23 protein-coding genes are annotated in these 23,782 nt (G+C 59.2%); 18 read left to right on the top strand and 5 right to left on the bottom strand.

The window, feature by feature from the left end:
- The first annotated feature begins 320 nt into the window (after positions 1-320).
- From H9646_RS11325 to soxZ, 6 genes are all read left to right on the top strand, one after another.
- Entirely contained in the window at positions 321-671 is a 351-nt protein-coding gene (locus H9646_RS11325; RefSeq protein ID WP_191723472.1) for a c-type cytochrome, read from the top strand.
- On the top strand, positions 672-1,949 hold the full coding sequence (locus tag H9646_RS11320) for an NAD(P)/FAD-dependent oxidoreductase (RefSeq protein ID WP_191723471.1): 1,278 nt from the start codon (positions 672-674) through the stop codon (positions 1,947-1,949).
- 3 nt (positions 1,950-1,952) lie between these two features.
- Positions 1,953-3,011: a YeeE/YedE family protein gene (locus H9646_RS11315; RefSeq protein WP_191723470.1), complete on the top strand. Its 1,059-nt coding sequence runs from the start codon at positions 1,953-1,955 to the stop codon at positions 3,009-3,011.
- A gap of 390 nt (positions 3,012-3,401) precedes the next feature.
- Positions 3,402-4,742: an FAD-dependent oxidoreductase gene (locus H9646_RS11310; protein WP_191723469.1), complete on the top strand. Its 1,341-nt coding sequence runs from the start codon at positions 3,402-3,404 to the stop codon at positions 4,740-4,742.
- 3 nt (positions 4,743-4,745) lie between these two features.
- The gene (locus tag H9646_RS11305; RefSeq protein ID WP_191723468.1) at positions 4,746-5,246 is read left to right on the top strand and encodes a thiosulfate oxidation carrier protein SoxY; all 501 of its coding nucleotides are present in this window, start codon (positions 4,746-4,748) and stop codon (positions 5,244-5,246) included.
- A gap of 11 nt (positions 5,247-5,257) precedes the next feature.
- A complete protein-coding gene (gene soxZ, locus H9646_RS11300) occupies positions 5,258-5,593 on the top strand; it encodes a thiosulfate oxidation carrier complex protein SoxZ (protein WP_370551154.1) in 336 nt (111 codons plus the stop codon).
- Between the two features lie 113 nt (positions 5,594-5,706).
- Here soxZ and H9646_RS11295 read toward each other — a convergent pair whose 3' ends face one another.
- A complete protein-coding gene (locus H9646_RS11295) occupies positions 5,707-6,357 on the bottom strand; it encodes a YitT family protein (RefSeq protein ID WP_191723467.1) in 651 nt (216 codons plus the stop codon).
- 211 nt (positions 6,358-6,568) lie between these two features.
- On the bottom strand, positions 6,569-7,072 hold the full coding sequence (bamE, locus tag H9646_RS11290; RefSeq protein ID WP_191723466.1) for an outer membrane protein assembly factor BamE domain-containing protein: 504 nt from the start codon (positions 7,070-7,072) through the stop codon (positions 6,569-6,571).
- 46 nt (positions 7,073-7,118) lie between these two features.
- On the opposite strand from bamE, the gene H9646_RS11285 reads away from it, so the two are divergent.
- The 3 genes from H9646_RS11285 (at position 7,119) to H9646_RS11275 (ending at position 8,679) form a co-directional block, all read left to right on the top strand.
- Positions 7,119-7,322: a DUF3460 family protein gene (locus H9646_RS11285; protein ID WP_191723465.1), complete on the top strand. Its 204-nt coding sequence runs from the start codon at positions 7,119-7,121 to the stop codon at positions 7,320-7,322.
- Between the two features lie 146 nt (positions 7,323-7,468).
- A complete protein-coding gene (locus H9646_RS11280; RefSeq protein ID WP_225214166.1) occupies positions 7,469-8,308 on the top strand; it encodes a segregation and condensation protein A in 840 nt (279 codons plus the stop codon).
- A gap of 11 nt (positions 8,309-8,319) precedes the next feature.
- Positions 8,320-8,679, top strand: a complete 360-nt coding sequence (locus H9646_RS11275; protein WP_191723463.1) for a 5-carboxymethyl-2-hydroxymuconate Delta-isomerase — start codon at positions 8,320-8,322, stop codon at positions 8,677-8,679.
- Between the two features lie 67 nt (positions 8,680-8,746).
- On the opposite strand, the gene H9646_RS11270 is transcribed toward H9646_RS11275, so the two are convergent.
- Positions 8,747-10,558, bottom strand: coding sequence for a chorismate-binding protein (locus tag H9646_RS11270; protein WP_191723462.1), 1,812 nt, complete (start codon positions 10,556-10,558; stop codon positions 8,747-8,749).
- A 221-nt stretch (positions 10,559-10,779) separates the two neighbouring features.
- Between H9646_RS11270 and H9646_RS11265 the strand changes: the two genes are divergently transcribed.
- Together H9646_RS11265 and H9646_RS11260 are read left to right on the top strand one after the other, a co-directional pair.
- Entirely contained in the window at positions 10,780-12,243 is a 1,464-nt protein-coding gene (locus H9646_RS11265) for a sensor domain-containing diguanylate cyclase (RefSeq protein ID WP_191723461.1), read from the top strand.
- A gap of 158 nt (positions 12,244-12,401) precedes the next feature.
- Positions 12,402-13,103 carry a tRNA-uridine aminocarboxypropyltransferase gene (locus H9646_RS11260; protein ID WP_191723680.1) on the top strand — a complete coding sequence of 234 codons (702 nt, stop codon included), beginning with the start codon at positions 12,402-12,404 and terminating at the stop codon, positions 13,101-13,103.
- 153 nt (positions 13,104-13,256) lie between these two features.
- On the opposite strand, the gene H9646_RS11255 is transcribed toward H9646_RS11260, so the two are convergent.
- Positions 13,257-13,634 (bottom strand): hypothetical protein, encoded by a 378-nt coding sequence (locus tag H9646_RS11255; RefSeq protein ID WP_191723460.1) that lies wholly within the window; start codon positions 13,632-13,634, stop codon positions 13,257-13,259.
- A 359-nt stretch (positions 13,635-13,993) separates the two neighbouring features.
- On the opposite strand from H9646_RS11255, the gene H9646_RS11250 reads away from it, so the two are divergent.
- From H9646_RS11250 to H9646_RS11225, 7 genes are all read left to right on the top strand, one after another.
- Entirely contained in the window at positions 13,994-15,007 is a 1,014-nt protein-coding gene (locus H9646_RS11250) for a helix-turn-helix transcriptional regulator (RefSeq protein ID WP_191723459.1), read from the top strand.
- A gap of 214 nt (positions 15,008-15,221) precedes the next feature.
- Positions 15,222-17,294 carry a TonB-dependent receptor domain-containing protein gene (locus H9646_RS11245; protein ID WP_191723458.1) on the top strand — a complete coding sequence of 691 codons (2,073 nt, stop codon included), beginning with the start codon at positions 15,222-15,224 and terminating at the stop codon, positions 17,292-17,294.
- Positions 17,281-18,435, top strand: a complete 1,155-nt coding sequence (locus tag H9646_RS18435) for an ABC transporter substrate-binding protein (RefSeq protein WP_225214140.1) — start codon at positions 17,281-17,283, stop codon at positions 18,433-18,435. Before H9646_RS11245 ends, H9646_RS18435 begins: the two co-directional genes overlap by 14 nt.
- Entirely contained in the window at positions 18,432-19,502 is a 1,071-nt protein-coding gene (locus H9646_RS11240; RefSeq protein WP_318244915.1) for a FecCD family ABC transporter permease, read from the top strand. Before H9646_RS18435 ends, H9646_RS11240 begins: the two co-directional genes overlap by 4 nt.
- Entirely contained in the window at positions 19,499-20,335 is an 837-nt protein-coding gene (locus H9646_RS11235) for an ABC transporter ATP-binding protein (protein ID WP_191723456.1), read from the top strand. The genes H9646_RS11240 and H9646_RS11235 overlap by 4 nt, the downstream gene beginning before the upstream one ends.
- On the top strand, positions 20,332-21,441 hold the full coding sequence (locus H9646_RS11230) for a siderophore-interacting protein (RefSeq protein ID WP_191723455.1): 1,110 nt from the start codon (positions 20,332-20,334) through the stop codon (positions 21,439-21,441). The genes H9646_RS11235 and H9646_RS11230 overlap by 4 nt, the downstream gene beginning before the upstream one ends.
- Positions 21,422-22,732, top strand: coding sequence for an MFS transporter (locus H9646_RS11225; RefSeq protein WP_191723454.1), 1,311 nt, complete (start codon positions 21,422-21,424; stop codon positions 22,730-22,732). Before H9646_RS11230 ends, H9646_RS11225 begins: the two co-directional genes overlap by 20 nt.
- Here H9646_RS11225 and H9646_RS11220 read toward each other — a convergent pair.
- Complete coding sequence (locus H9646_RS11220) at positions 22,729-23,664, bottom strand: LysR family transcriptional regulator (protein WP_191723453.1); 936 nt, start codon at positions 23,662-23,664, stop codon at positions 22,729-22,731. The genes H9646_RS11225 and H9646_RS11220 overlap by 4 nt on opposite strands.
- Positions 23,665-23,782: the final 118 nt, after the last annotated feature.

Raw genomic sequence — 23,782 nt, 5'->3', positions numbered from 1 at the left:
ACTCAAGATGCACTTGCAAAGAAGTTGGGCTCCATGAAATTCAAGCAATTTCACACTGAAACGCTTTTGTAACAAGCGCTGTATGCTCCTATATTTACGTAGCCATGCATCATCTGGGCCTGCCGCATTCGAAAGCGCATCTACGCAAGAGATCCGACCAGCGGTCCTTATATGCAGGGTGCAGAAACTTCTAACCAGTTGTTTCAATGTGCTACCTAGAATGCGACGCTCCAAAGGGTGCACGGTCATGGGCCTTGCACTTATCCACGATAAACACCCACGGATGCACCCCTGCATTCCGGCACGCGATAGGAGACTGCATGCCTGTGTCCCCCGCTTCCTCACTGCGTTCAGCCTTGTGGCTGGCAGCAGCTTTGCTGGCCCCTGCGGCCATGGCGCAAACCGCGTCCGCACCGGCTACCGCTGGCCTCAGCGTGCAGGACATTTCTGTGCTGGCTGGCACCTGCGCCAACTGCCACGGACCGAATGGCCAATCCACGGGCGGTATCCCTTCACTGCGCGGTGTGGGTGAGCGCCACCTGCTGCAACGCATGCAAGCGTTCAAAACGGGCACCGCCAGCGATGCCACGGTGATGACCCGTCTGATGAAGGGCTATGACGATGCCCAGATCCAAGCTCTCGCCCAGTGGTTCAGCAAGGAGGCCAAGTAAATGACATTCAATCGCCGTACAGTTTTAGGCAGTGCCGTTGCAGGTGCTGCCTCATTGGCCATGCCCGCAATCGTCCGCGCCCAGGGGGGCTCAGCCCATGTGGTCGTTGTGGGGGGCGGCTTCGGTGGTGCTACCGCAGCCCGTTACCTGAAGGCCCGCGCGCCCCAGGTGCGTGTGACGCTGATCGAGCCAGCGCAGCGTTTTTACACCTGCCCGTTCTCCAATCTGGTGCTGGCAGGCTTGCGCTCGTTTGAGAGCATTGGTCACAGCTACGATGGCTTGCGCAAGGCAGGCATTGAAGTCATACACGCCCGTGCCGACAACGTAGACACCAGCGCCCGCCGCGTTTTGCTCTCCAGCGGCCAGGCGCTGAGCTACGACAAACTGGTGCTCTCCCCCGGTATTGATATGCGCTGGGGCGCGCTGGAAGGTTACGACGAAGCCACCTCACAGCTGGCGCCGCACGCCTGGAAGGCTGGCCCGCAAACCCTGCTGCTGAAAAAACAAATCGACGCCATGCCTGACGGTGGCAAGTTTGTGATGGTGATTCCTGCCAACCCCTTTCGCTGCCCACCTGGCCCCTACGAACGCGCGGCCATGGTGGCCCACTACTTCAAGCAGCACAAACCCAAATCCAAAATCCTGCTGCTGGACAACAAGGACGCTTTCTCCAAGCAAGGCCTGTTCTTGCAGGGCTTCAAGGCGCTGTATGGCGACATGATCGAATGGGTCAAGCAATCGGATGATGGCCAAGTGGCGCGTGTGGATGCCAAGCGTCTGGAGGTGGAAACCTCGTTTGGCACCAAGCACCAGGCCGATGTGTTGAACGTGATTCCTCCCCAGAAGGCTGGCTTTATCGCGGACCGTGCAGGGGTCACCGATGCCAGCGGCTGGGTGCCTGTCAAGCCCGACAGTTTTGAGTCGACCCTGGTCAGCAATGTCTATGTACTGGGCGATGCCACGCAGGCGGCCCCCATGCCAAAATCTGGCTTCTCGGCCAACACCCAGGGCAAGGTGGCTGCAGCTGTCATTGCTGCGCAACTGGCCGGCCAAGCTGCTCCTGCAGCCGCCTTCGCCAACACCTGCTACAGCCTGATCGGCACGAACTACGGCATCTCTGTGGCTGGCGTTTACCGCACCGACGCGGGCAAGCTGATCGAAGTGGCTGGCTCTGGCGGCGTCAGCCCAGCAGATGCCGATGCAGGCTTTCGCAAAGCAGAGGCCGAATACGGTGCGGCATGGTACAAATCCATCAGTACGGATATCTGGGATCGTTAAGCCATGACGCTTTTGTGGGCCGGTTTTTTTTGGGGCTGCGCGTTTGGCGCTGCAGCGCGGCTGGGTCGGTTTTGCCTGCTGCGTGGTTTGCGCCAGTCGCTGGGCCAAGACAATTCAGCACCTCGCGGCAGCGCTCCTGCACTGCAGGCCTTTGCCTTGGCACTGGCCGTTGCAGTACTGGCTTCACAAGGCTTGCACTGGGCTGGGCTGGTCGATCTGGGCAATGCACAGATCGTACGCACCAGTTTCTCCATTCCCGGCGTACTGATTGGTGGTGCGCTGTTTGGCATTGGGATGGTGCTGGCCAACAGTTGTGGTGCACGCGCTCTGGTTTTACTGGCAGGCGGCAACCTGCGTGCACTGGTCACGGTGGTGTTTCTTGGCCTGGGCGCACAGGCCAGCCTGACTGGTGTACTGGTGCCCGTGCGCCAATGGTTTCAGGCACTGGCTCCCACAACCGTTGAAAACGCAACCTTGCCCCAAGTTGTGCAGGCGGCGCAATGGACGCCTCTTGCAAGCTTTGCACTGCTGGCTCTCTTGCCCGCGCTGTTATTGACCGCCTATGCGCTGTGGCAACCAGCCCTGCGCCGCAGCCGAGCACAGTGGATCAGTGCTATCGCTATCGGAGCCCTGGTTGCATTCGGCTGGTGGCTGACTGCCACAGTCGATGTGGACCCTTTTGACCCCGAGAAACTCACATCACTGAGCTTTATCGCCCCCATTGCCGAAAACCTGCTTTACCTGCAAGTTGCAGTGGGCCGCGCTTTCAGCCTGGGCCCTGCCATGGTGCTGGGCGTACTGGCCGGAGGCTTGGTCATGGCCTTGCTCACCCGAACCGCCCAATGGGAAGGCTTTCACAGCCCGGCGCATCTGGCCAAAACAGCTGTGGGTGGCGCTCTCATGGGGTTTGGTGGTGTGCTGGCCGTCGGTTGCTCGATTGGCCAAGGACTGACAGGCCTGAGCACACTGGCCATTGCCTCCTTGCCCGCGGTGGCAGGCATCGTTGGCGGCACCTTGATAGCGGTCAAGTTCTTTCCATCTTCCAGCCAAGCCGCTGCTTAGACTATTTCTAGAAGCAACACGGTGGTCTAGAATCGCCGCCAGACAGCTCTGCTTGTGCCGCGTGACGGCTAAGAGGGATTCCCTCATCCTTTGCCCGTTTGTGCTTGGCCCAACGCCAGCCCACACGATCAACGCTCAAGCCTGCACTATTGAGTTTCGTTGATGCAATGGATGCGGCTCCTGCCACATCAGGAGCCCTGAATGCCAACTTTCTTGCTGCTTGCACCGCTTTGTGCCGACCTTGGCCAAGGCATGCGTTCACCAGTAGCTGGCATGGTCACTTCTGTTCCCTTTGCATTCTTGGCTACCGCAAGACCTGCGGCAGCACTTGCACGCATACGCTTGTCCATTTGATTGCCCGATGTCCAACCACAAGAAGGAACTTTGACCATGCAACGTCGCCACTTTTTGATGACCCCGCCCGCCATGGCCTTGGGTGCAGCGGCTACCGCCGTATCTTCGTCTGCACTTGCAGCCCCCATGATCATGACCCCGCAGTCACGCATCCTGCCGCGTGAAGGCAAAGGCCCCCGCATTGTGATTTGTGGTGGTGGCTGGGGCGGCATGACTGCGGCACGGTATCTGCGCGAGCTGATCCCCAACTCGGATGTGATCTTGCTGGAGCGCAACCCCACATTCTGGTCAGGCCCCATGAGCAACAAATGGCTGATCGATATCGTGAACACCGATTTCATCAACCGCGACATGCTGCACCCGGCCATCAAATACGGCTACAAACTGGTGCAGACCGAAGTCACAGGCTTTGAACGCGACAAGAAGCTGGTGCGCACCGCCCATGGCCTGATCGAGTATGACTACCTGATCTTGTCCGGAGGTATCCGCAACGACTATGAAGCCTGGTTTGGCAACGACCAGCGCGCCATTGAATACACCCGCCAGCACTTCCCCAACGCCTACATCCCCAACCAGGAGATGCTGGCGCTCAAGAGCAAAGTCAAGAACTTCAAGGGCGGCACGCTGGTCATGACCCTGCCACCACCACCGCATCGCTGCCCGCCCTCGCCTTACGAGCGTGCATGCTTGATTGCCTGGCACATCAAGAAAAACAAAATCCCCGGAAAGATCTTGATTCTGGACCCCAAGCCCAAGATTGCCCCCATCGGCGTAGGCTACAAGCAGGCGTTTGACGAGCTGTACCCGGACATCATCACGCACGTGCCCAATGCCCGTGTGCAAGAGGTCGACCCTTTCAACAAGCGCATCAAAACTGCTGCGGGCGAGTTCAAATTTGACGATGCCATCCTGATGCCTCCGCACCAGGCCGCAGACATGGTCTGGGCAGCTGACTTGATCGGCAAAACACCTGATGGCAAGCCCACTGGCTGGGCCGACATGGATGTGCGCTACTTCACGGCCAAAACCGACAACAGCGTGTACTTTGTGGGTGACTTGATGGGTGCCATTTCGCCCCAGTTTGGTCACTACCCCAAGAGCGCCCACGTGGCCAACTTCATTGGCAAGATCGTCGCCAAGAACATCTCGCAACGCGTTGCGGGCCAGGAAGTGACGCCTTTGCTGCCAGACAACCTGTGCTACATGATGGTCAATGGCGACCCACAGGAAGAAATCTCTGTGAAGTTCGAGTACGAGGTCGATGCCAACGGCCAAGTCAACCAGACCCAGATCGACATGGATGTACGCACCCCTGACCTGGTCAAGGAAGACTTTGCCTGGATCAATGGAAAATTCAGCGATTTCCTCGGTATCTAAGACATGACACCTGCATATACCCCGACCCTGACGCGCCGCCACATGGTGGCTGGCGCGGCCGCCGCCGGAGCGGTTTTGGCACTGCCCAGCAGCGCAATGGCCCAGGCCAAGACACCCATCGTGGGCCCTTTGGCACCCAACCCTGCGGAGTTCAAGAAAACCATGGAACGGTTCATCGGCAGCGCTACACCGCTGACCGAAGGCCTGCACCTGGATTTGCCTGTACTGGCTGACAACCCCAGCGCAGTGCCTGTCAAAGTCAAGGTCACCTTGCCCATCACTGAACAAGAGTGGTGCGAAGAAATCATTGTGCTGGCCGACCTCAACCCCTCGCCACTGGCATGCCGGGTGCTGCTGACGGTGGATACCGGTGCGGCAGAAGCTGCGGTGCGCGTGCGCTTGACGCAGTCGCAGACCATCCACGCGCTGGCCCGCATGAAAAGCGGCAAAGTACTGGTGGCCAAGCAAGCGGTGACCGTGGCCGCCAGCGGCTGCGGCATGTAAGGAGGTATTCCATGAGCATGAACAAACCTCCCCGCATCTGGGTGAGCAATGAAAAACCCGCCAAGGGTGACATCTTGCGTGTACGCGCGCAGATGGAACACGTTATGGAAAGCGGCTTGCGTACCGACCCGGCCACCGGCCAGGTGCGCCCCCGCAACCTGATGAGCCACTTTGAAGCCAAGATGGCAGGTAAATTGATTTTTACCTGGGATCCGGGTATCTCCATCTCCCAGAACCCGTACATCGAGTTCACGTTCAAAGCCCAGCAAAGTGGCGATCTGACATTCCTGTGGAAAGACGACGCGGGCCAGACGCTGACCGCCAAGAAAACCATTGCAGTAGGCTGACGCCTCACGCGTGCAGCAAAAATCCCCGCTGGCCATGCCTGCGGGGCTTTTTTACGAAGATGCGCCCCACTGGTTTTGAAGACGGATGCACAAAGCACCAAAAGCTGTCCAGACTACTTGCCTTGGTAGCGCCCGGGGCGGTGGCTTACCGACAGGAAAATGCCCATCACAACAGCTGCCAGCACTGACCACGCTACCCGCTCAAACGGCACCACCCACAACGCCAGCGCCACCACGACGCAATCGATGGCCATCTGCACCTTGCCCGCAGGAATGCCCCATCGGTCCTGCGCATACAGCGAGACAATGGTGGCCCCGCCCAGACTTGATTTGTGGCGCGCCAGAAACAATACCCCGGTGCCCATCAGCAGGCCCCCGGCAATGGCAGCAAAAGCGGGGTGCAGATAGTCAATATGGATCAGCCGTGGGCCCAGCTCCGTGATCAGCGACAGCAGCGCCACCGAGAGAAACGTTTTGGCCGTGAACTCCTTGCCCACATATTTCCACGCAAACCAGTAAAACGGGATATTGATCAGAAAGTAGATGCCGCCAAATGACAGCCCTGTGGCGTAGTGCAGCACGAAAGCCAGCCCGGCGGTGCTGCCGGTCAGCAGCCCGGCCTGGGCATACATCATCATGGTGATGCCGACAAAGAGCGAACCCGAAAACAGGGCCTGCGCATCTTCATAGGTGCCGTGTCTGACCACCTGGGGGGTGACAACAGAAAGGGGGGGGCTTAGCTCGGGCTCAGTGGTGGTGCTCATGGCGGATACCGGTTTTTTGCAAGGCTGGCTTGTGGCCAGCAACGCAAACATTAATGCTGCAATGCTCAAAGCAAGAAATGCGCCATCAGATGGTGAGTCTCATTGCGCACTTCACACAACGCAGCGCCCAGATAGGGCGCTGACACAAAATTGCTGCAGCGCAGCAATTAAAGCACTATCCGGTCTTTCAGACTGTCTGCGCACCGCGACATCAACGATCGCCTTGGGGCATTTTCTCGCGGCTGGCTGTGCGCTTGACCGTGCCATGCTCGCCAAAGGTCACCGTAAATTCCATCTCACGGTTGGGTGGATCTATCCAGTTCCAGTCCCAGTCGGTTTCTTGCTTGAGCGCGTAAGTCATGCGCTTGGCAGGCTTGCCCAGCATGCGGCGCACCTGTTCCTGCGTCATTCCAGGCTGAATTTGCTCAAACACATGGGGCGCCACCACCTGGCGCAGCGCTGTCATGACGCCCGCTGAATCGATGGTGATCATGTAATTGCGGTGGCCCATGGGCTGGCGTGGGTACTCAAATGTGCGTGAGCCATCGGACTCAGGCCAGATGGTTTCTGGCTCTCCAAATGCTTTGCGCACCTCAACTTCGGTGGAAAGGCCTTCCTCCAGCTCATTGATCTTTTGCTGATCGCAGCCCACCAAAGTCAAAAAGCTGGTGGCCATCGCAGCCACGATGGCGGTGGCACGCTGAAGTAGGTTCATGGACAGTGTCCCGGTAGAATCGACGATCTAGAGAGGTTACCAGTCCATGTCTATCTTTGCCCGTCCCCATTACACATCCGAAGTCACCCAATTCATCGAACAGATGAAAAAGGACAACCCCCAGCTGGAAGCGCAGCAACTGGCTGGTCGTGCCCTGCTGTGGGACAAGAACGTTAACTACGAAGTCCAGGAAGATGCCGCCCAAGCCAGCGTGGCCCAAAAACCCTACGTTTACCAGAACAACGGCTGAAAACATTTTCAACGTTTTCACTGCCCAGCCCTTGCCAGTCAAGCGCTGGGCGCTCTTATTTAAATGATTGAATGAGCGAAAGTTCTTCCGAGACCACCGAAGCCACGCTGCCTGAATCTGCCAGTTCAGACACCAGCGACGCCCTGATGCCCCATGTGGTCGATCAGGTGGCTTTGGCGCGCCTGTACGGAGAGCCGCTGTTCAAACTGCCCAATGACCTCTACATCCCGCCGGATGCGCTGGAAGTCTTTCTGGAAGCGTTTGAAGGCCCGCTGGACTTGCTGCTCTACCTGATCCGCAAGCAAAACTTCAACATCCTCGACATTCCGATGCTGGGGGTCACACAGCAGTACCTGCGCTATGTGGATGAAATCCGCAGCCGCAACCTGGAGCTGGCGGCCGAGTACCTGCTCATGGCGGCCATGCTGATCGAGATCAAGTCGCGCATGCTGCTGCCGCCCAAGAAGAAAGAGGGCGAGGAAGAAGCAGAAGACCCGCGTGCCGAGCTGGTACGGCGCCTGCTGGAATACGAAAAGATGAAGCTGGCAGCCCAGCAAATCAACCAGGTGCCGCAGTACGGGCGTGATTTTCTGAAAGCCCAGGTGCACATTGAGCAAAGCTTGCAGCCGCGTTTTCCCGATGTGCAAATCAGCGAGCTGCAAGCCGCGTGGCGCGACATCTTGAAACGCGCCAAACTGGTGCAGCACCACCGCATCACACGCGAAGAGCTCAGCGTTCGTGAGTACATGAGCCAAATCCTCAAGCGTCTTCAAGGCAAGCGCTTTGTGGAGTTTGAAAATATTTTTGACCCCAGCAAGGGCAGCACGGTGCTGGTCGTCACCTTCATTGCCTTGCTGGAGCTGGGCAAAGAAACCCTCATTGAGATCACCCAGGCCGAGGCCTATGCGCCCATTTACGTGCGTTTGGCCTATAAGCCCGTTGACGCAACGGTGCTGGAGCCTATTTTTGAAGACCAAGACGAGTAACGGAGACAAACATGCCACACATGACCGTGGAATACACCAACAACCTGCAGGGCCTGAACGAAGCGGCACTGATGGAGCAATTGAACGCTGCCGTGTGCGAACACCCCACCGTCACGGATGAGGCAGATGTCAAAACCCGCATTGCCTGCCTGAGCAACTACCGCATTGGCCTGAACAATGCGGGCCGGGCCTTTGCCCACGTAGAGCTGCGCCTGATGGCTGGCCGCACAGCAGAAGTGAAGAAAGAACTGTCAGAGCGCATTGCTGCCGTGCTCAAGCGCGTCATTCCTGCGCAAGAAGGGCTGCAAGTGCAGTTGAGCGTGGACATTGTGGACATGGACAAGCCCAGCTACTTCAAGGGCAAGCTTTAATTAGCAAAGATCGCCCAGCAAAAAGGCCGCATATGCGGCCTTTTGTTTTTTGTGGTCATCCACCCATTCAAAGTGGCTGCGGTGCCTCGCCCAGCAGCTGTGCTGGAATCCAGCCACGCAGGCTGTTGATAAACGCCCATTGCTGCACGCGTGGAACATCTGACAACCGAATCACACCTTCTACCATTCGCCCCTGCGCCAATGCCTCTTGCCGTCCTACGCCGGCCAGCAGCCCGCAAGTCAATGCAGGCGTGACCCACTGCCCATCGATCAACGCGGCCACATTGCCACGCGTGCCCTCCGTGATTTCACCTGCCTCGTTCCAAAGCAGCGTGTCCCACACATGAGACTCAGTCGGTGCCAAACGCTCATAGTGCATGCGGCGTGACGTTTTGAAGCGCACAAACTCGCCGTGCGCTTCAACCAATGGCTCTGTCGCCCACTGCAGGTAAGCCACAGGAGGCGGGGCTTTGCACACTTGCACCTTGCTGCAAAACTGCCCCTCTGCATTGAGCTCCACCCGTACGCGCCATAAGCCACACGGGTGGGTATCGGCCACATGCTGCAGCGTCAGCTGCACAGCTTCGTCACTCCACGGATATGCAAAGTGGGCTGCGGCCCCTTGCATGCGCTGCAGATGCTGCGCCAGATGGCGAAAGCACCCATCTTGCAGCGCCAGGGTTTCAATAATTTCAAAGCCCATGCTCACCCTTTCTACAAAAGCGCGCTTGGTGCGCCATTCCTGCCACTCACCCTGGGCCGTGGCATCTGCCGTAATACCACTGCCAATGCCACAGCGCAGCTCCTGCCCTTGCACCACCACAGTGCGAATTGGCACGTTGAACGTCGCGCGAATTCCCCCTGCGCCATCAGGGCGCACTACCCCCAGAGCACCGCAGTACCAACCGCGCGGCTGTGTTTCAAGTGCTGCAATCGCCTCCATGGCCGAACGTTTGGGGGCCCCGGTCACAGAGCCGCAGGGGAACAATGCCTCAAAGACTTGCAGCAATTGGGTACCCTCAGGCAGTTGCGCTGTGACGTCTGATGTCATTTGCCACACCGTTGGCAACGCCTGCACAGCAAACAGCTTGGGCACTTGAACTGTGCCTGTCACTGCAATCTTGCCTACATCGTTGCGCAGCAAATCCACAATCATCACGTTTTCTGCACGCTCTTTGACTGAGGTTTGCAAGTGCCGCGCCTGTGCGGCATCGGCCTGCTCCGTAGCCCCCCGCGCCGCCGTGCCTTTCATGGGCCGGGTCAGTATGCGGCCCTGGCCTTGAGCTGGCTGGTGCCAGTCAAAAAACAGTTCAGGGGACACAGAGGCCACCTGCTCCTGGCCCATATCCAGCGACATTGCATACCCACCTGGCTGTGCACGCTGCAGCGCGGCAAACAAGGCAGCGCCATCGACGATGGTCTGTGCCTTGCCATGCAATTGATTGGTGAAATTGATCTGGTAGTAACGCCCTTGTGCAATGCCTGTATGGATGGCGTCCATGCCTGCATTGAAGTCTTCACGGCTGCACGAGGCCTGCCAGTGCAGCGGCGGCAAATGTGCTGTCCGCTGCGGCGGTGCATCCGTTGTGACTGGTGAAGGAGCCTCAAAGAGAGCAAACCACGCCAGCGCACCTTGAGCTGGTTGTGTCTGCAATTGCGGGTGCAACGCACTGGCCGCCTCGTAACGCAAACCACCGACACACCAGTAGCCACGCTGCGCGGCCTGCTCCACTTGCTGCAAAACAGTTTTCAGTGTTGGGGCATCGACGGCCTGCAGTACCTGTACAGGCTGGGAAAATTGATGTTGCAAGCGGGCAGTGTCAGCCTCCAAGGGCTGGCCCATATCTAACTGCACAAAATGAGGGGAAGCGACTGTCATACAGTCCGTAAGCATAGCGGGCGACAGCAGATGGAAGCGCCTGCGCACGGCATCTCCGCAATAGGCAGATAAATGGTGTGTGTTCACAGAAAGCGTGCGGGTCATTGCACACAGGCACAACACCCACTGGAGAACCTGTGAAAATTCCACAGTCAGCCGCTCGCATCCCTGTAATGGACGCCACACGAAGTCGGCAATAATTTCCGCCGGAGGTGTTAAAGATGACCGTTTCTCTTGCCAGTGGGTTGGACTTTGAAGATATGTTCGACCTCGCGCCTGTCTCGCTGTGGATGGAGGATTACAGCAGTCTCAAACAATTGTTTGACCAGTGGCGTGCCGACGGTGTCACAGACCTTCTCGCTTTTTTAAAAGAAGACCCGGCGCACCTGCAGCGCTGCAGCCAGTCCTACCAGGTGCTGCGCGTCAACCAATACACGCTGGATCTGTTCAAGGCAGCCGATCAGGAGACCCTCAAAAGCAAGCTGCACGAGGTCTTTCGGGGGGACATGCTAGACAACATCGTTCCGGAGCTGCTCGCGCTATGGAATGGCCAGCTGCACTTCGAAAACCGCAGTGTGAACTATGACCTGCAGGGACGCAGACTCAACGTCGAGATCAGTGCCCGGGTTCTGCCCGGCTATGAAGACAGCTGGAGCCGCGTTCTGGTGTCACTCAAGGATGTGACCGCTGAAGTGCGCAGCATGCAGCAATTGCAGCGCAGCGAACAATATGCCCGAGACCTTTTTGAGCACTCTCCGGTTTCTCTGTGGGTAGAAGACTTCAGTGCCGTCAAGCGGCTGATCGATGAAGTTCGCAACCAAGGCATCAGCGATTTCCGAACTTTCCTGAAAGTGCATCCAGACTTTGTCACGCGCTGCATGCAGGAGATCCATGTGATCGACGTTAACCAGCAAACACTGGAGATGTTTGACGCAAGCAGCAAAATCGAGCTGGTGCAAAACCTGTCTCAGGTTTTTCGGGGCGAGATGTACGAATCCTTTGCCGAGCAGTTGCAAGATCTGTGGAACGGCAAGCTGGTACAGCAGCGTGAAGTGGTGAACTATTCCCTCACCGGGGACACGCTGCACATCCACTTGGAGTTCGCCGTCATGTCCAGCCATGTGGAAAACTGGGACCTGGTGCTCCTGTCCTTGGTCGATATCACTGCACGCAAAAAAGCCGAGGCCTATCTGGAGTACCTGGGCAAGCACGACGTCCTGACCCAGTTGCGCAACCGTGCTTTCTATATGGAAGAGCTCAACCGGCTCTCGCGCAAAGGGCCATGGCCTCTGTCTGTGATTGCCATTGACATGAATGGCCTCAAAGCCGTCAATGATGAGCACGGTCACGCGGCTGGCGACGCCATGCTGCGACGGGTGGGCGAGGTGCTGGCCAAGGCCGTGGATGCACCGGCCTGCGCCGCCCGTATCGGCGGTGACGAATTCATGGTACTGCTGCCTGCTACCGACGAGCGAGGTGCTCAAGCCATGCAAGAGCGGATTCTGTCCCTGCTTGAATTGAACAACCAGTTCTATCCGGGGCAAACCATCCACATTGCCATGGGCGTAGCCTGTGGCCAGCAGGGAGCATCAATGGAAGCGGTGGTGCACCGTGCCGATCAGAGCATGTATGTTGAAAAAACCCGTTTCTATCAGACCAGCACGCTTAATCGGCGATTGCAGTAAGCAGCACGCAGCAAGCAGTGCTCTGCATGCCAGCAGCAGTTCTGTGCCGCTGTGCCATGGGACGGCCAACCCGGGCACAGATACCCCGCTGGCAGCAATTGCCATTCGATATGGCCTACAACGCCGTACAGCCATCGCAAACAGCTACCCAATTGGACATCTCTTCAGCCTCTCGCCGCCCACTTTGCAGCGCATGCCTGCGCCCTCACAGCGCTTGTTTATGCCCTTTGGTGCAAACGGTGCACAGCCAGGTTCAGCTCTTGATCCTGCAACACCCCATGGAAGTGGGACATGCCAAAAACACGGCACGCCTGCTGCACCTGTGCGTCCATGGCAGCCGCCTGCACGCAGGTGAAGTTTTTGATGGGGAGCAACTCAACGCGTGGCTGCATGCACCCTGGCCGGACCTGAGCACCGATGCAGTCGTGCGCCCCGTGCTGCTTTACCCTCCCACGCCCCCCGATCCGCAGTTGCCCGTAACTGCACCGCCTGCACTGCCCGGCGACTGGCTGGGGCAGCCTGCATCACTGCGCCTGGTGGTGCTGGATGGCACCTGGCGAAAAAGTCGCAAGATGCTGTATCTGAACCCCGCTTTGCAGCAACTGCCACGTCTGCAGCTGCACGGCGTTCTGCAAGGGCGCTATACGATTCGCAAGGCCCACGCGCCAGATCAACTTTCAAGTTTTGAAGCTGCGGTCCAGGCTTTGGCGCAATTGCAATCCTGGGGCGATGAGCACGTCGGCAGGCAGCAGCTCATGCAAAGCTTTGATGCCGCCATCACCCAGCACCAGCAGCTTCAAGCAGCCAGTCACAGCGCTTCTCACAAACGCCAGGGCGCAGAGGTGCTGTTGAACCCTTAGGGTCGGAAGCCCCCCCCCAAGAAAATCCTTGATTTACGCTGAAAACGAGGCGCGAAGCCACCGGCAGTACAAGCGCACGACAAGGCCAAGCAACGACCTACCAAGCGTGGTTCTTATTGATTTTTAGCTGGTGTTAGCTGACGATTAAGTGTCTTAGCACTGATAGGCCCCAGCAACTCCCCCTTGCAAGGGGTGCAAGGACAAACCCTTGCAGCGCACATGCACGACACCGCCTTGCTCAAATTCCAGCTCCATGGTGACCACGCCTTGCAGCTCGCACGGCATGGGCAGTTTTTGAATGCGCTGGCTGGCATGCAGCACAAAGCCCTGGCGGATACGCCCCATACAGGCCGCAGGCTCCAAGGTCTCCCAAGGCTCCGCGTGTTCTGCCGTGAGCAGCACGGGGGCCCAGACTGCATCGGCACGCAGGTCGCTGGCATCGAGCAGACGGGCAGCAGAAAAACGCAGTTGCAGGCGGCCGTCTTCCCACGTGCATTGGGCCACCTCAGAGTCGGTGAACTCAAAAATCATGCTGCGTCTCCTGTTCAGATGTGCAAGGCCAGCCACAACCACACCATCACTGCATGCTGGGGCGATGGCTGCAGCATAGGCAGATGCGCAGCCCAGTGCAAAGTCCAAACTGCTGACCCGCATGTCAGAGCGCATGCCCGCTCAGGGCGCCGCCCCCCCCCCATCCGTTGAAGTCTGGGTCTGAAATATGCGGGCAAGAGCGGCAAGTCATGGCGAATCCAAAAAACAAAATGCCTACCTGCATTGGTAATAAAACGCACCTCTGTACTCCATCGAGGCATTGCATACAATTGAGTGTTGATAATAATTCTCAATTCATAACCTACAGGCCCAGCCGCCTTTGACACTTTTGCCTGACCATGACCGCACATCTCCCGCTCTCTGCACGCAGTCAACCTCGATGGATGCGGCTAGGTACGCTCAGGGCATGTGACTTCAATGGTCCCGATTATCAATTTCTGGATATCCGCCCCGCCGCGCAAGACGCTTTACTGGCCGGACACCTGCAATCACTGCAAGTCCACCCGGGCATCTTGCTGCATGGCGTAGAAGCCCGCGACCTGCGCACGCTCAACACATGCTCCCCAGCAGAACCGGGGCTGCACATTGTGGTGGTTTTAGAGGGCAGCGTAGATGTCTCTTTCGGTGAACAAGCCTTGAAGATGGAGGTGGCCACCACCGGCTCCCGGCCAGTGCAGGCATGTGGGGCCATCATCCATACACGCCCTGGCGATCTGTTCCGACGCCGCTGGAAGCAAGGCAAGTTCGAGCGCAAAATCAGTTTGAGTCTGGAGCCCGCGTGGCTGGCTGATTTATGCCAAACAGACAAGGCAGCGCCGCAGTTGCTGCGCACATGGATCGCCAGCCAGCAGCTGGCGATTCAGCAATGGCAGCCATCTCCCCGGGCGATTGCTGTAGCGGAGCAAATCATTCAGCTGGCACGTGACGGTACTTCGCCACTGTTGCTGCTCAGTCGTACGCTGGAATTGACGCATGAGGCGCTGCAATCGCTTGCTTCGATTGCGCGGCCCTCCGTCCACGCATTGGGCGTGCGAGAACATCAGCGCTTGGCACGACTCAAGCAACTGCTGGACAGCGGCGATGATGCTTGGCGCTCACTGGGCGAGCTGGCGCAGGAAGTCGGCCTGAGTACCAGCGCGCTGCAACGCCAGTTCAGGCAGATTTATGGCTCCAGCATTGATGACTATCGCCGAGCACAGCGCCTAGACCATGCCAGGCACATGCTGGAGCAGACAGGCTGCAGCGTTCTTGAGGTGGCGCATACGGCGGGCTACACCAGCGCAGCCAATTTCTCAACCGCATTCAAGCGGCGGTTTGGCATGTCGCCCAAACTGGTGCGCGGCAAGGTCTAACTCGCATGCCAGGCCGCCAGCGCCAGGCAAAAGTTTATAAATAAGAATTATTTCGATTGAATTGCAAACATTTGCACCGCTTGCGCAAAACACCTGATGCACGGCCAGTGCTGCAATGACGCCTTGCTACATCGGAGGTGCAAAACCCGGTTCGCCGCGCGTGCGTCAGCCAGAAAAACCTCCCTTGCGTCCGCGTAACAAGGTTCAAATGGTCATGACAACTAATTTTCAGCATGCAGTTTCTGCTGCTCCTTTTCGCTGGGCCACGACGGCTCTTCTCGTCGCCTGCGCCACATCTGCGTGGTCACAGCAGGAACAAACCACGCAAATGGACACGATTGTTGTCACCGCCAGTGGTGTGCAGCAGCACATCAAGGACGCGCCGGCGTCCATCAGCGTGCTGACACAGGAAGACATCAAGAAAGGCAACTACGAATCTGTTGCCGATGCCGTGCGCTCCGTACAAGGGGTTTCTTTGGTGGGCGACAACCCCAACACTTCGGACATCGTGATCCGCGGTCTGCCGGGAGAGTACACCCTGATCTTGATTGATGGTCAGCGCCAAAACACCCGCGAGACCATGAACCGCGGCACCAGCGGTATTCAATCCAATCTGCTCCCTCCGTTGTCTGCTATTGAGCGCATTGAGGTCATTCGCGGCCCCATGTCTTCGCTGTATGGCTCTGAAGCCATGGGTGGTGTCATCAACATCATTACCAAGAAAGTGCCCAGCCGCTGGGGTGGCAGCGTGGCTGGCGCCATGACACTGCAAAGCGACGATGACTATGGCAATTCCCGCAACGGCGAGTTCTGGCTGGGAGGCCCTATCCAGAGTGATGTGCTGGGCCTGCAGATCTGGGGCAAGAGCGAAAACCGCAGCGAAGCGGGCAACTTCTATCCTTCTGCGGACACGGCCTATGGACGCAAAAACCAGAACTTGGGCGTCAAGCTGACAGCACGCCCCGACAGCCGCCAAGAAATCGTGCTGGACATGGGCACTGAGCGCACTACGACAGAAACAACACCTGGACGCTCCACACTCCCCACGATCGCTTGGAAAAAGGTTCGCCACACGCGCAACCACTACGGCATCAGCCACACCGGACGATGGGATTTTGGTCAAAGCAAATTGGCCCTGTACACCGAAGAGGGCGAACTGGAAGACTGGCCCAAAGCTGCGCTCTACAGCAACCGCAAAGTAAACAACACTACGCTGGATGGCAATGTGAGCCTGCCGTTTGAAAAGCACGTACTGCGTGTGGGGGGGCAGGTTTTGCGCACCTCCCTCAAAGGCATCAGCAATGAGGCCTCGGTAGCAGGGTTTCCCACGAACACTGACAAGGTTTCGCTGACCAACTACGCGCTGTTTGCAGAAGATGACTGGCTGATTACCGAACAGTTCACGCTAACCGGCGGCGTGCGCATGGACCATGATGAGCGCCACGGCACCCACTGGTCTCCGCGTCTGTACGGGGTGTACCACGCCTCCGATGCGCTCACTTTTCGCGGCGGCATCACATCAGGCTTTAAAGCGCCCACCATTCGCCAAAGCACTGCAGGTTACTGCATGAGCACAGGCGGCAACTCTGGCATACGTGGCCCGTTGTGCGGCAACCCTGACCTCAAGCCTGAAACCAGCCTGACCCAAGAATTTGGCCTTAGTTATGAGTGGGCACCGGCCAGCACTTTGACGGCAACCGTGTTCAACACCAAGTTCAAGAACAAGGTGGTCAGCTTCGACTCCGGTCTGCCATCGCCTGTCCCACCGCTGGCCAACCATCTGTTCGTCTACGACAACGTCGATGAAGTCAAGATTCGAGGGCTGGAAATGGGGGTGAAGATGCCGCTGGCACGCAATCTGCGTCTGGACGCCAGCTATACCTACACCCAGTCGCGCCGCCAAGGCGGAACCGAGACCGCATTTGACGGCACCTCTTTGGATGGATTGCCGCTGGAGAAGACGCCCAAGCACATGCTGCACGCGCAGCTTGATTGGCAAACCAGCAGCACACTCAATACATTTGCACGCTTGAACTATTCCGGCAAAGCCATGTATGCGGGCTTTCGCAATGGCGCCAGTGTCACGCGTGAGCGCGAAGGCTCGGCAACCTTGGACCTGGGCGGGAACTACAGCCTGAACAAGACGACCACATTGCGCTTTTCCGTGTTGAACGTCACTGACCGCAAAGTGCCAGTCGACGTTCGTACACGCACGACAGGGTTGGACGGCAACTGGATGGCAGATGAAGGCCGTCGCCTGTGGCTGGGTGTCAATGCCGAGTTCTAACACCAGCTACGGCAGCACGCGGCGCCAGTGGCTGCAAAGCACAGCAGCCCTGGCAGGGCTGATGCTGAGCGGGGTTGCGCCTGCCAGCAGCCAGCCTCTGCAGATTACCGATCTACGTGGCCGCACGGTACGACTGCCCAAACCGGCTCAACGCATGGTACTGGGCGCTACCGATGACTTTGTTTTGCTGTCCATGCTGGATAAGCAGCCTGCGCGCAATGTCGTTGCCTGGAACAAATGGCGGCTTGATGCGCAAAGCCTGCTGATGCTACGCGGGCCTGATACCAAGGCGTTTGACCATATGGCACAGCTTGCGATTGACGGGCCGCAGAGCCTGCATGCCGAGTCATTGATCGCCCTGGAGCCTGATCTGATTGTGCTGGATGCCTTCTATGCCAAAGCGACCCAAACTGTGGCACGCCTGGAAAAAGCAGGCATTCCTGTGGCTGTGCTTGAAATCAACCCCGATCTGCGCCAGCCCCAACCCACACAGGGCTTGATTCAGTTTGGCATCTTGACGGGCCATGAGGCACGCGCCAGAGAAGTTGCCAGTTTTATAGAGCAACGTGTCCACCGTATTCGCGAAGGCGTGCAACGCCTGAAATCCCGCGGAGCACCTGAGCCCTTGGTGCTGATGGAGCCCCATGCAGGCTCGGCACCTTGCTGTCTGTCCATGGGAAATGGCAAAAATCTGGGCGATATGGTTCGCATGGCGGGGGGCCGTCTGATGGGCGGGGAGCTGATTGCAGGCATGGCCGGCACACTGAGCACCGAATACGTCATCGACCAGGACCCCGAAATTTATATTGGCACAGGGGGCGGTCATTTAAAGGCACGCAATGGTCTGCTGCTCGGACCTGGTGTGAGCACGTCACAGGCTCACTCCAGTCTGCAGCATGTCATTCAACGCACAGGACTCTCGCACACACGCGCCATTCGCAATCGCCGCGTGCACGGCATCTGGCACGGAGGTCTGGGGATTGTCAATTTGGAATGTATTGCCAGCTGGCTCCATCCCGAAGAATTTGCCGACGTCCGACCCCAAGCGACATTGGATGCTTTAAATCAGCGCTTTCTGGCGTTTCCCTGGCAAGGAACTTTCTGGACCAGCCTGCAAGCAACCGCAGCCCCGCTACCGTGAACACCCCGAACTGTGCCCCCCATTCCAACAGCCACGTCCTGCACGCTTACCGCGCCAGCCAATGGAGGCGCCGAAGCCTGATCGCTGTGCTGGCCCTCTTGACCCTGCTGGCCATCCTGCTGGATATCACCACAGGGCCTTCATCGCTGGGTTTTATGCAAGCCGTGCATGGCCTGTGGCAACCCGAAACGCTGCCTCGCAGCCTGCAGGTGGTTCTTTGGGAAGTGCACTTGCCGGTCGTGGTGCTGGCCGTTCTTGTCGGCATGGCGCTCTCGCTGTCTGGTGCAGAGATGCAAACCATACTGAGCAATCCACTGGCTGAACCCTTTACGCTGGGTGTGTCTTCAGCAGCTGCACTGGGCGCTTCACTGGCCATCGTGCTTGACTGGGGCATCCCGGGCTTGCCTGCGGCCTGGGTCGTTTCTGGCAACGCCTTTGTCTTTGCGTTGATTGCACTGGCGCTGCTGCAGATGATGGCCAACCGACCCGGCACCAATACCCAGATTCTGGTGCTCTTTGGTATTGCGATTGGCTTTGCGGCAGCAGCACTGCTGTCACTGGTGCAATTCGTGGCCAGTGAAGATGCTCTGCAGCAACTCATTTTTTGGAGCATGGGCAGCCTTGCCCGTGCTGACTGGCCCAGCGTCACCATGCTGGCATGCGTTGTTGCAGTCGTCACACCGTTTACCTGGCGTGCCGCCAGCGCTATGACGGCCCTGAGCTTGGGCGAAGAACGTGCCCAGAGTTTTGGCATCGATGTGGCCAAGCTGCGCCGCTGGGCGCTGCTGCGCATCAGTTTGCTGGCTGCCGTGGCAGTGGCCATGGCAGGCACCATTGGTTTTGTAGGCTTGGTGGGCCCGCATGTGGCCCGCATGCTCGTTGGTGACGGACACCGCCATCTGCTGCCAGCCAGTGCCTTGGTAGGGGCCTTGTTGATGGCCCTGGCGTCTGTCATCAGTAAATCAGCGGTACCCGGTGTTTTGCTGCCGGTTGGCATCATCACTGCCTTGGTGGGATTGCCGGTTTTCATGATGCTGGTGCTCAACCGCACCCGGAATGCGCCATGAGCCAAGCAACATCTTCACACGCTTGCGCAGCCCTGGAAATACGTGACCTGACGGTTCGCTACCGCCAGCGCGCTGTACTGCATGGACTGACCCTGCCAGCACTGCAGCCGGGTCGCGTGCTGGCCTTGGTCGGACCGAATGGGGCAGGCAAATCGACCTTATTGCGTGCGCTGGCGGGATTGATACCCGCCACTGGTCTCGCAGCGCTCGGCAAGCATGAGCTGCTCACACTTTTGCCGTCTACACGGGCGGAAATGGTCAGTTTCATGCCGCAGCACGTTCCACCAGGCACCACCATGACCGTGCTGGAAGCCACACTGGTCGCCACGCATGGGCTGCACATGCACCAGCCACTGGAGCAGTCGCTGCAGGTGCTGCAGCAGCTGGGCATTGCCCATCTGGCGATGCAGGCACTCAGCAGCCTTTCTGGTGGACAGCGCCAAATGGCAGCACTGGCCCAGGCAGTGGTTCGCAATTGCCCGGTATTGCTGCTCGATGAACCTGTCAGTGCGCTGGATCTGGCCCACCAGTGGCAGGTCTTGCACAGCGTGCAATCCCTGGCCCGTGCAGGGCGCATTGTCTGCATGGTTTTGCATGACTTAACTTTGGCAGCGCAGTGGGCCGACGACATTGCACTGCTGCAAGGCGGCCAATTGCTTGCCTTCGGCCCACCGCAGTTGGCCATCACCCCTGAGCTGCTGCGCACTGCTTATGGCGTGCACAGCCGAGTCCGCCACTGCGAGCAAGGCCGTATGTATGTGATGGTGGATGGTCTGGCTACGCCCCCTTCTTCCCTTTCCCCTACGCCATTGGCACAACAGGAGTTGCGATGACATCGCTGCAAGCGCACAGTTGCGTGCGCTCCGACCAAGCCCACGTTCTGGTTCACACCATCGTGGAGCACATGCAAGAACACGAACTGGAACCACGCCAGCAAGGAGAACGCTGGGTACTTTCTTACGCCGGCGGTCTGGGCAGCCTGTGGCAAGAGGCAGGGCATATACACCTGGACATTACTGCCCCCACACTGGATGCCCTGCACGACCTGAAACTCATCATGGCGCACGTGGTGCTTGACGTTACGGGCAGTGACGATGACGCCCTGTCGTGGCAAGGAGACGGCAACGCCTTGCAGCGCCCGCCCGCCTTTCGCCTGTTGCGTGTGCTTTCCATCCGCGACCTGACACCCCATATGCGCCGCGTGCGCTTTGCTTGCCATGATCTGGCACGCTACGACCAGCCTGACAACATCCACTGCAAGCTTATCTTTCCCCAGCCCGGCATCAGCGAGCCGCAATGGCCGACGCTGACCAGCAGCGGCATGCCGCGATTTCCCGAAGGTGATCAACGCTTGGATGTCCGCACCTACACCATTCAGGCGATCGACGAAAAAGCAGGCTGGATGGATGTCGATTTTGTAGTGCATGCCGATGCTGGCCCCGGTTCAGCCTGGGCCAGCCAGGCAACTGCCGGCCAGACCATTGGCATGAGTGGCCCGGGTGGCCGCACAGCCACACCCGCAGACTGGATGCTGCTGGCTGGCGACGACACCGCCCTTCCCGCCATGCTGCGCATTGCCGCAAGCCTGCCCCAGCACACACGCGGCCATGTGTTTGCTGAAGTTCAGGGCCCAGAAGATGAACAAGCCGTGCAGACGCCGCCAGGGCTGCAGTGGCACTGGCTGCACCGCGCTGACACCGAAGCTGGTCGCAGCAGCTTGCTGCAGGCAGCGCTGCGATCGGTCACTTGGCCAGAGCCGTCAGCAAGCAAATTCCTCTGGGTCGGTGCCGAATTTCAAACCGCACAGGCCATCCGACAATGGGCCAAGGAAGAAAAGGGCCTAGAAAAACACGAACAACTGATCGTTGCCTATTGGCGCCATGGCATGAGCGAGTCGCAATTCAAGTCCAAGGCAAAAAGTGAGCCCTCCAGCAAGTAAGCCTGCAGCGGCCTGGCGCTCCCAGGTGCTGCGGCATGCACTGGATCTGGCACCACTGCGCAACACCAGCTTTAGCTGGCTCTATACGGTGCGAGTGATTGCCGTCGTGGTGTATGGCGTTCTCGGTATTACCGTGGCATGGCAAGTGTGGAGCCTCACGCAATCTTCCCTGAAGGTTGCGGGTGTCGGCGTAGGTCTGGCCCTTGGCACCATGCTGGGCCTGATGGTGGGCGGGTTCTTGGCCGACCGCGTCAACCGCCGCACCACCATGGTGGCGGGCAGAGCCGCCTATATACCCGTCGTCGTGCTGCTGCTGATCAACAGCCTGCAGACATCGCCTCAGGTGGAGTGGATTTATCTGGCCACCGTGCTCAGCGGCTTGACCGGCGGCATCAGCGCCCCTGCCCTGATGGCATCCGTGCCTGCGCTGCTGCCGCCCCAGCAGCTGGCCGCTGCCGGGGCCTTGGGCGCACTGGCTGAGCAGCTGGGGCGCCTGATCGGCCCTCTGCTGGCAGCTGCACTGATCAGCTTCGGCGGCAGCAGCGCTTGCTACACGCTGGCACTGGCGGGCGCCCTTGCCACACCACTGCTGTTATTGCGTCTGCCCTCCATGCCGCCACCCACCCACACCGCAGCACTGCGCCCGCCCCCGGCATGGCGAGCGTGGCGTGAAGGCTTGCTGTTTGCCTGGCGCAGCCCTGTCGTTGGCGGGCTGCTGCTGCTGGATGTGGTCATGGCCCTTGCCGCCACGCCCTGGGTGTTGCTGCCGCAACTGGGGGTGGAGTCGCTCGGCGGTGATGCCCAGCTGGTGGGCTGGCTGCATGCTGCCCCTGCCGCTGGCGCGATGGTGGCGGCAGCCACCTCTGGCTGGACACGGCGCTTGCAGCGGCCCGGAGCGTTGCTGATCGTCGCAGCCGTGGTCTGGGGGCTGGCATTGGCAAGCGCCGGCGCCAGCACACAGGCTGTCTGGGTGCTGGCACTGCTGGTGCTGGCAGGCGCGGCGGACACCGTGGCAGACATCGTGCGCGGCGCGCTCTTGCAACTGCACACCCCCGATGCGCTACGGGGCCGAGTGTCCGCGCTGTGGCTCATGGAAATGCATCTGGCCCCGGCCGCAGGCGGTGTGTTTCTAGGTGGCGCAGCGCAGCGCTGGTCTGCCAGCGCGGCCTTGTTGGCGGGAGGGCTGGTTTGCGCATTTACATCATTGCTGGCGGGTGGCTTCAACCGCAGCCTGCGCCACAGCCCATGGCGGTGTGAACAGACGCTGCCCAGCACGGCCCCTTCAAACTAGCGCGGGGTGCCGCAAGCCGCTGCAGCTTCGGCTTGCAGCGCCTGTACCAGCCAATCAACTTCGGGGACGGCAGGCCGGTGCAAGGGCAGCAGCATGTGCACCTGAAACGGTATGGAAAACTGCAAGGGCCTGAGCACCAGGTCAGCGCCTGCGCAGGCACGGGCAGTCAGCGGATTCACAATCGCCACGCCCAGCCCGTGCTGCACCATGGCACACACGGCCACGGCACTGTGCGTTTCCACCAGCATGCGCCGCTGCACGCCTGCTCTGGCCAGCACTGCATCGATCTGCACACGGTAAGGGTCATCACGCGCCAGGCTGATAAATGCCTGCCCATCAAAGTCTTGTGCCTGCAGCACAGGCTGGGCTGCCAGCGGATGGGCTGCGGGCAGCACCGCCACCTCATCCATGGCAGGCAAGGCGATCACGCGGGTGCCCGGTGGGGCGTCGCCCAACTCGGTCAGCCCCAGATCAAACCGCTGCGCAGCCATCCACTCCTGCAGCAACGGCCCTTCTTGCGTGGCCACACTCACCGCCACGGCGCCGTGGCTGCGCTGCAAGCGCTCCAGCGCCCCCGGCAGCAAGGCATGGCTGAGCGCTGGCAGGCTCAGTACGCTGATGCGCCCCTGGTGTGGCTGCCCCAGTGCCAGCGCATGCTCCACCACGCGATCCAGCCCCTCCCAGCTGCGCTGCACTTCCTCCCACAGGCGCAGCGCACGGGCATTGGGCCGCAAGCGGCTTTGTGCGCGCTCAAACAGCGCGTAGCCCAAAAGCTGCTCCAGCCGCGCCAGTTCACGGCTGACCGTAGGCTGTGAGGTAAACAGCATCTGCGCTGCAGCCGTGGCGCTGCCAGTGAGCATGAGGGCGCGAAACACCTCGATATGGCGGTGTGCAATGCGGTCTGGATTGGCGGGCGTGGGTTGCGCATTCATGGCACAAGCATATCGAAAATGAATAGACCAAATAAGCATAAGCATTGGTCTGAATGCATAAAACCTACGAAGATGGCAACCGTTACCAACCTTATGGGCTGTCAGTGCTGGTCAAACC

Source organism: Comamonas avium (assembly GCF_014836675.1).
GTDB classification, from domain to species: Bacteria; Pseudomonadota; Gammaproteobacteria; order Burkholderiales; family Burkholderiaceae_C; genus Comamonas; species Comamonas avium.
The sequence above is the reverse complement of the archived record's forward strand: the minus strand, read 5'-3'. Positions and strand labels throughout refer to the sequence as shown.

Coding starts and splice junctions, on each gene's coding strand:
- H9646_RS11230 (WP_191723455.1), top strand. CDS start 20,332: ATGACATCGCTGCAAGCGCACAGTTGCGTGCGCTCCGACCAAGCCCAC.
- bamE (WP_191723466.1), bottom strand. CDS start 7,072: ATGAACCTACTTCAGCGTGCCACCGCCATCGTGGCTGCGATGGCCACC.
- H9646_RS11315 (WP_191723470.1), top strand. CDS start 1,953: ATGACGCTTTTGTGGGCCGGTTTTTTTTGGGGCTGCGCGTTTGGCGCT.
- H9646_RS11285 (WP_191723465.1), top strand. CDS start 7,119: ATGTCTATCTTTGCCCGTCCCCATTACACATCCGAAGTCACCCAATTC.
- H9646_RS11245 (WP_191723458.1), top strand. CDS start 15,222: ATGACAACTAATTTTCAGCATGCAGTTTCTGCTGCTCCTTTTCGCTGG.
- H9646_RS11295 (WP_191723467.1), bottom strand. CDS start 6,357: ATGAGCACCACCACTGAGCCCGAGCTAAGCCCCCCCCTTTCTGTTGTC.
- H9646_RS11265 (WP_191723461.1), top strand. CDS start 10,780: ATGACCGTTTCTCTTGCCAGTGGGTTGGACTTTGAAGATATGTTCGAC.
- H9646_RS11320 (WP_191723471.1), top strand. CDS start 672: ATGACATTCAATCGCCGTACAGTTTTAGGCAGTGCCGTTGCAGGTGCT.
- H9646_RS18435 (WP_225214140.1), top strand. CDS start 17,281: ATGCCGAGTTCTAACACCAGCTACGGCAGCACGCGGCGCCAGTGGCTG.
- H9646_RS11235 (WP_191723456.1), top strand. CDS start 19,499: ATGAGCCAAGCAACATCTTCACACGCTTGCGCAGCCCTGGAAATACGT.
- H9646_RS11310 (WP_191723469.1), top strand. CDS start 3,402: ATGCAACGTCGCCACTTTTTGATGACCCCGCCCGCCATGGCCTTGGGT.
- H9646_RS11325 (WP_191723472.1), top strand. CDS start 321: ATGCCTGTGTCCCCCGCTTCCTCACTGCGTTCAGCCTTGTGGCTGGCA.
- H9646_RS11270 (WP_191723462.1), bottom strand. CDS start 10,558: ATGACAGTCGCTTCCCCTCATTTTGTGCAGTTAGATATGGGCCAGCCC.
- H9646_RS11305 (WP_191723468.1), top strand. CDS start 4,746: ATGACACCTGCATATACCCCGACCCTGACGCGCCGCCACATGGTGGCT.
- H9646_RS11220 (WP_191723453.1), bottom strand. CDS start 23,664: ATGAATGCGCAACCCACGCCCGCCAATCCAGACCGCATTGCACACCGC.
- H9646_RS11255 (WP_191723460.1), bottom strand. CDS start 13,634: ATGATTTTTGAGTTCACCGACTCTGAGGTGGCCCAATGCACGTGGGAA.
- H9646_RS11250 (WP_191723459.1), top strand. CDS start 13,994: ATGACCGCACATCTCCCGCTCTCTGCACGCAGTCAACCTCGATGGATG.
- soxZ (WP_370551154.1), top strand. CDS start 5,258: ATGAGCATGAACAAACCTCCCCGCATCTGGGTGAGCAATGAAAAACCC.
- H9646_RS11275 (WP_191723463.1), top strand. CDS start 8,320: ATGCCACACATGACCGTGGAATACACCAACAACCTGCAGGGCCTGAAC.
- H9646_RS11280 (WP_225214166.1), top strand. CDS start 7,469: ATGCCCCATGTGGTCGATCAGGTGGCTTTGGCGCGCCTGTACGGAGAG.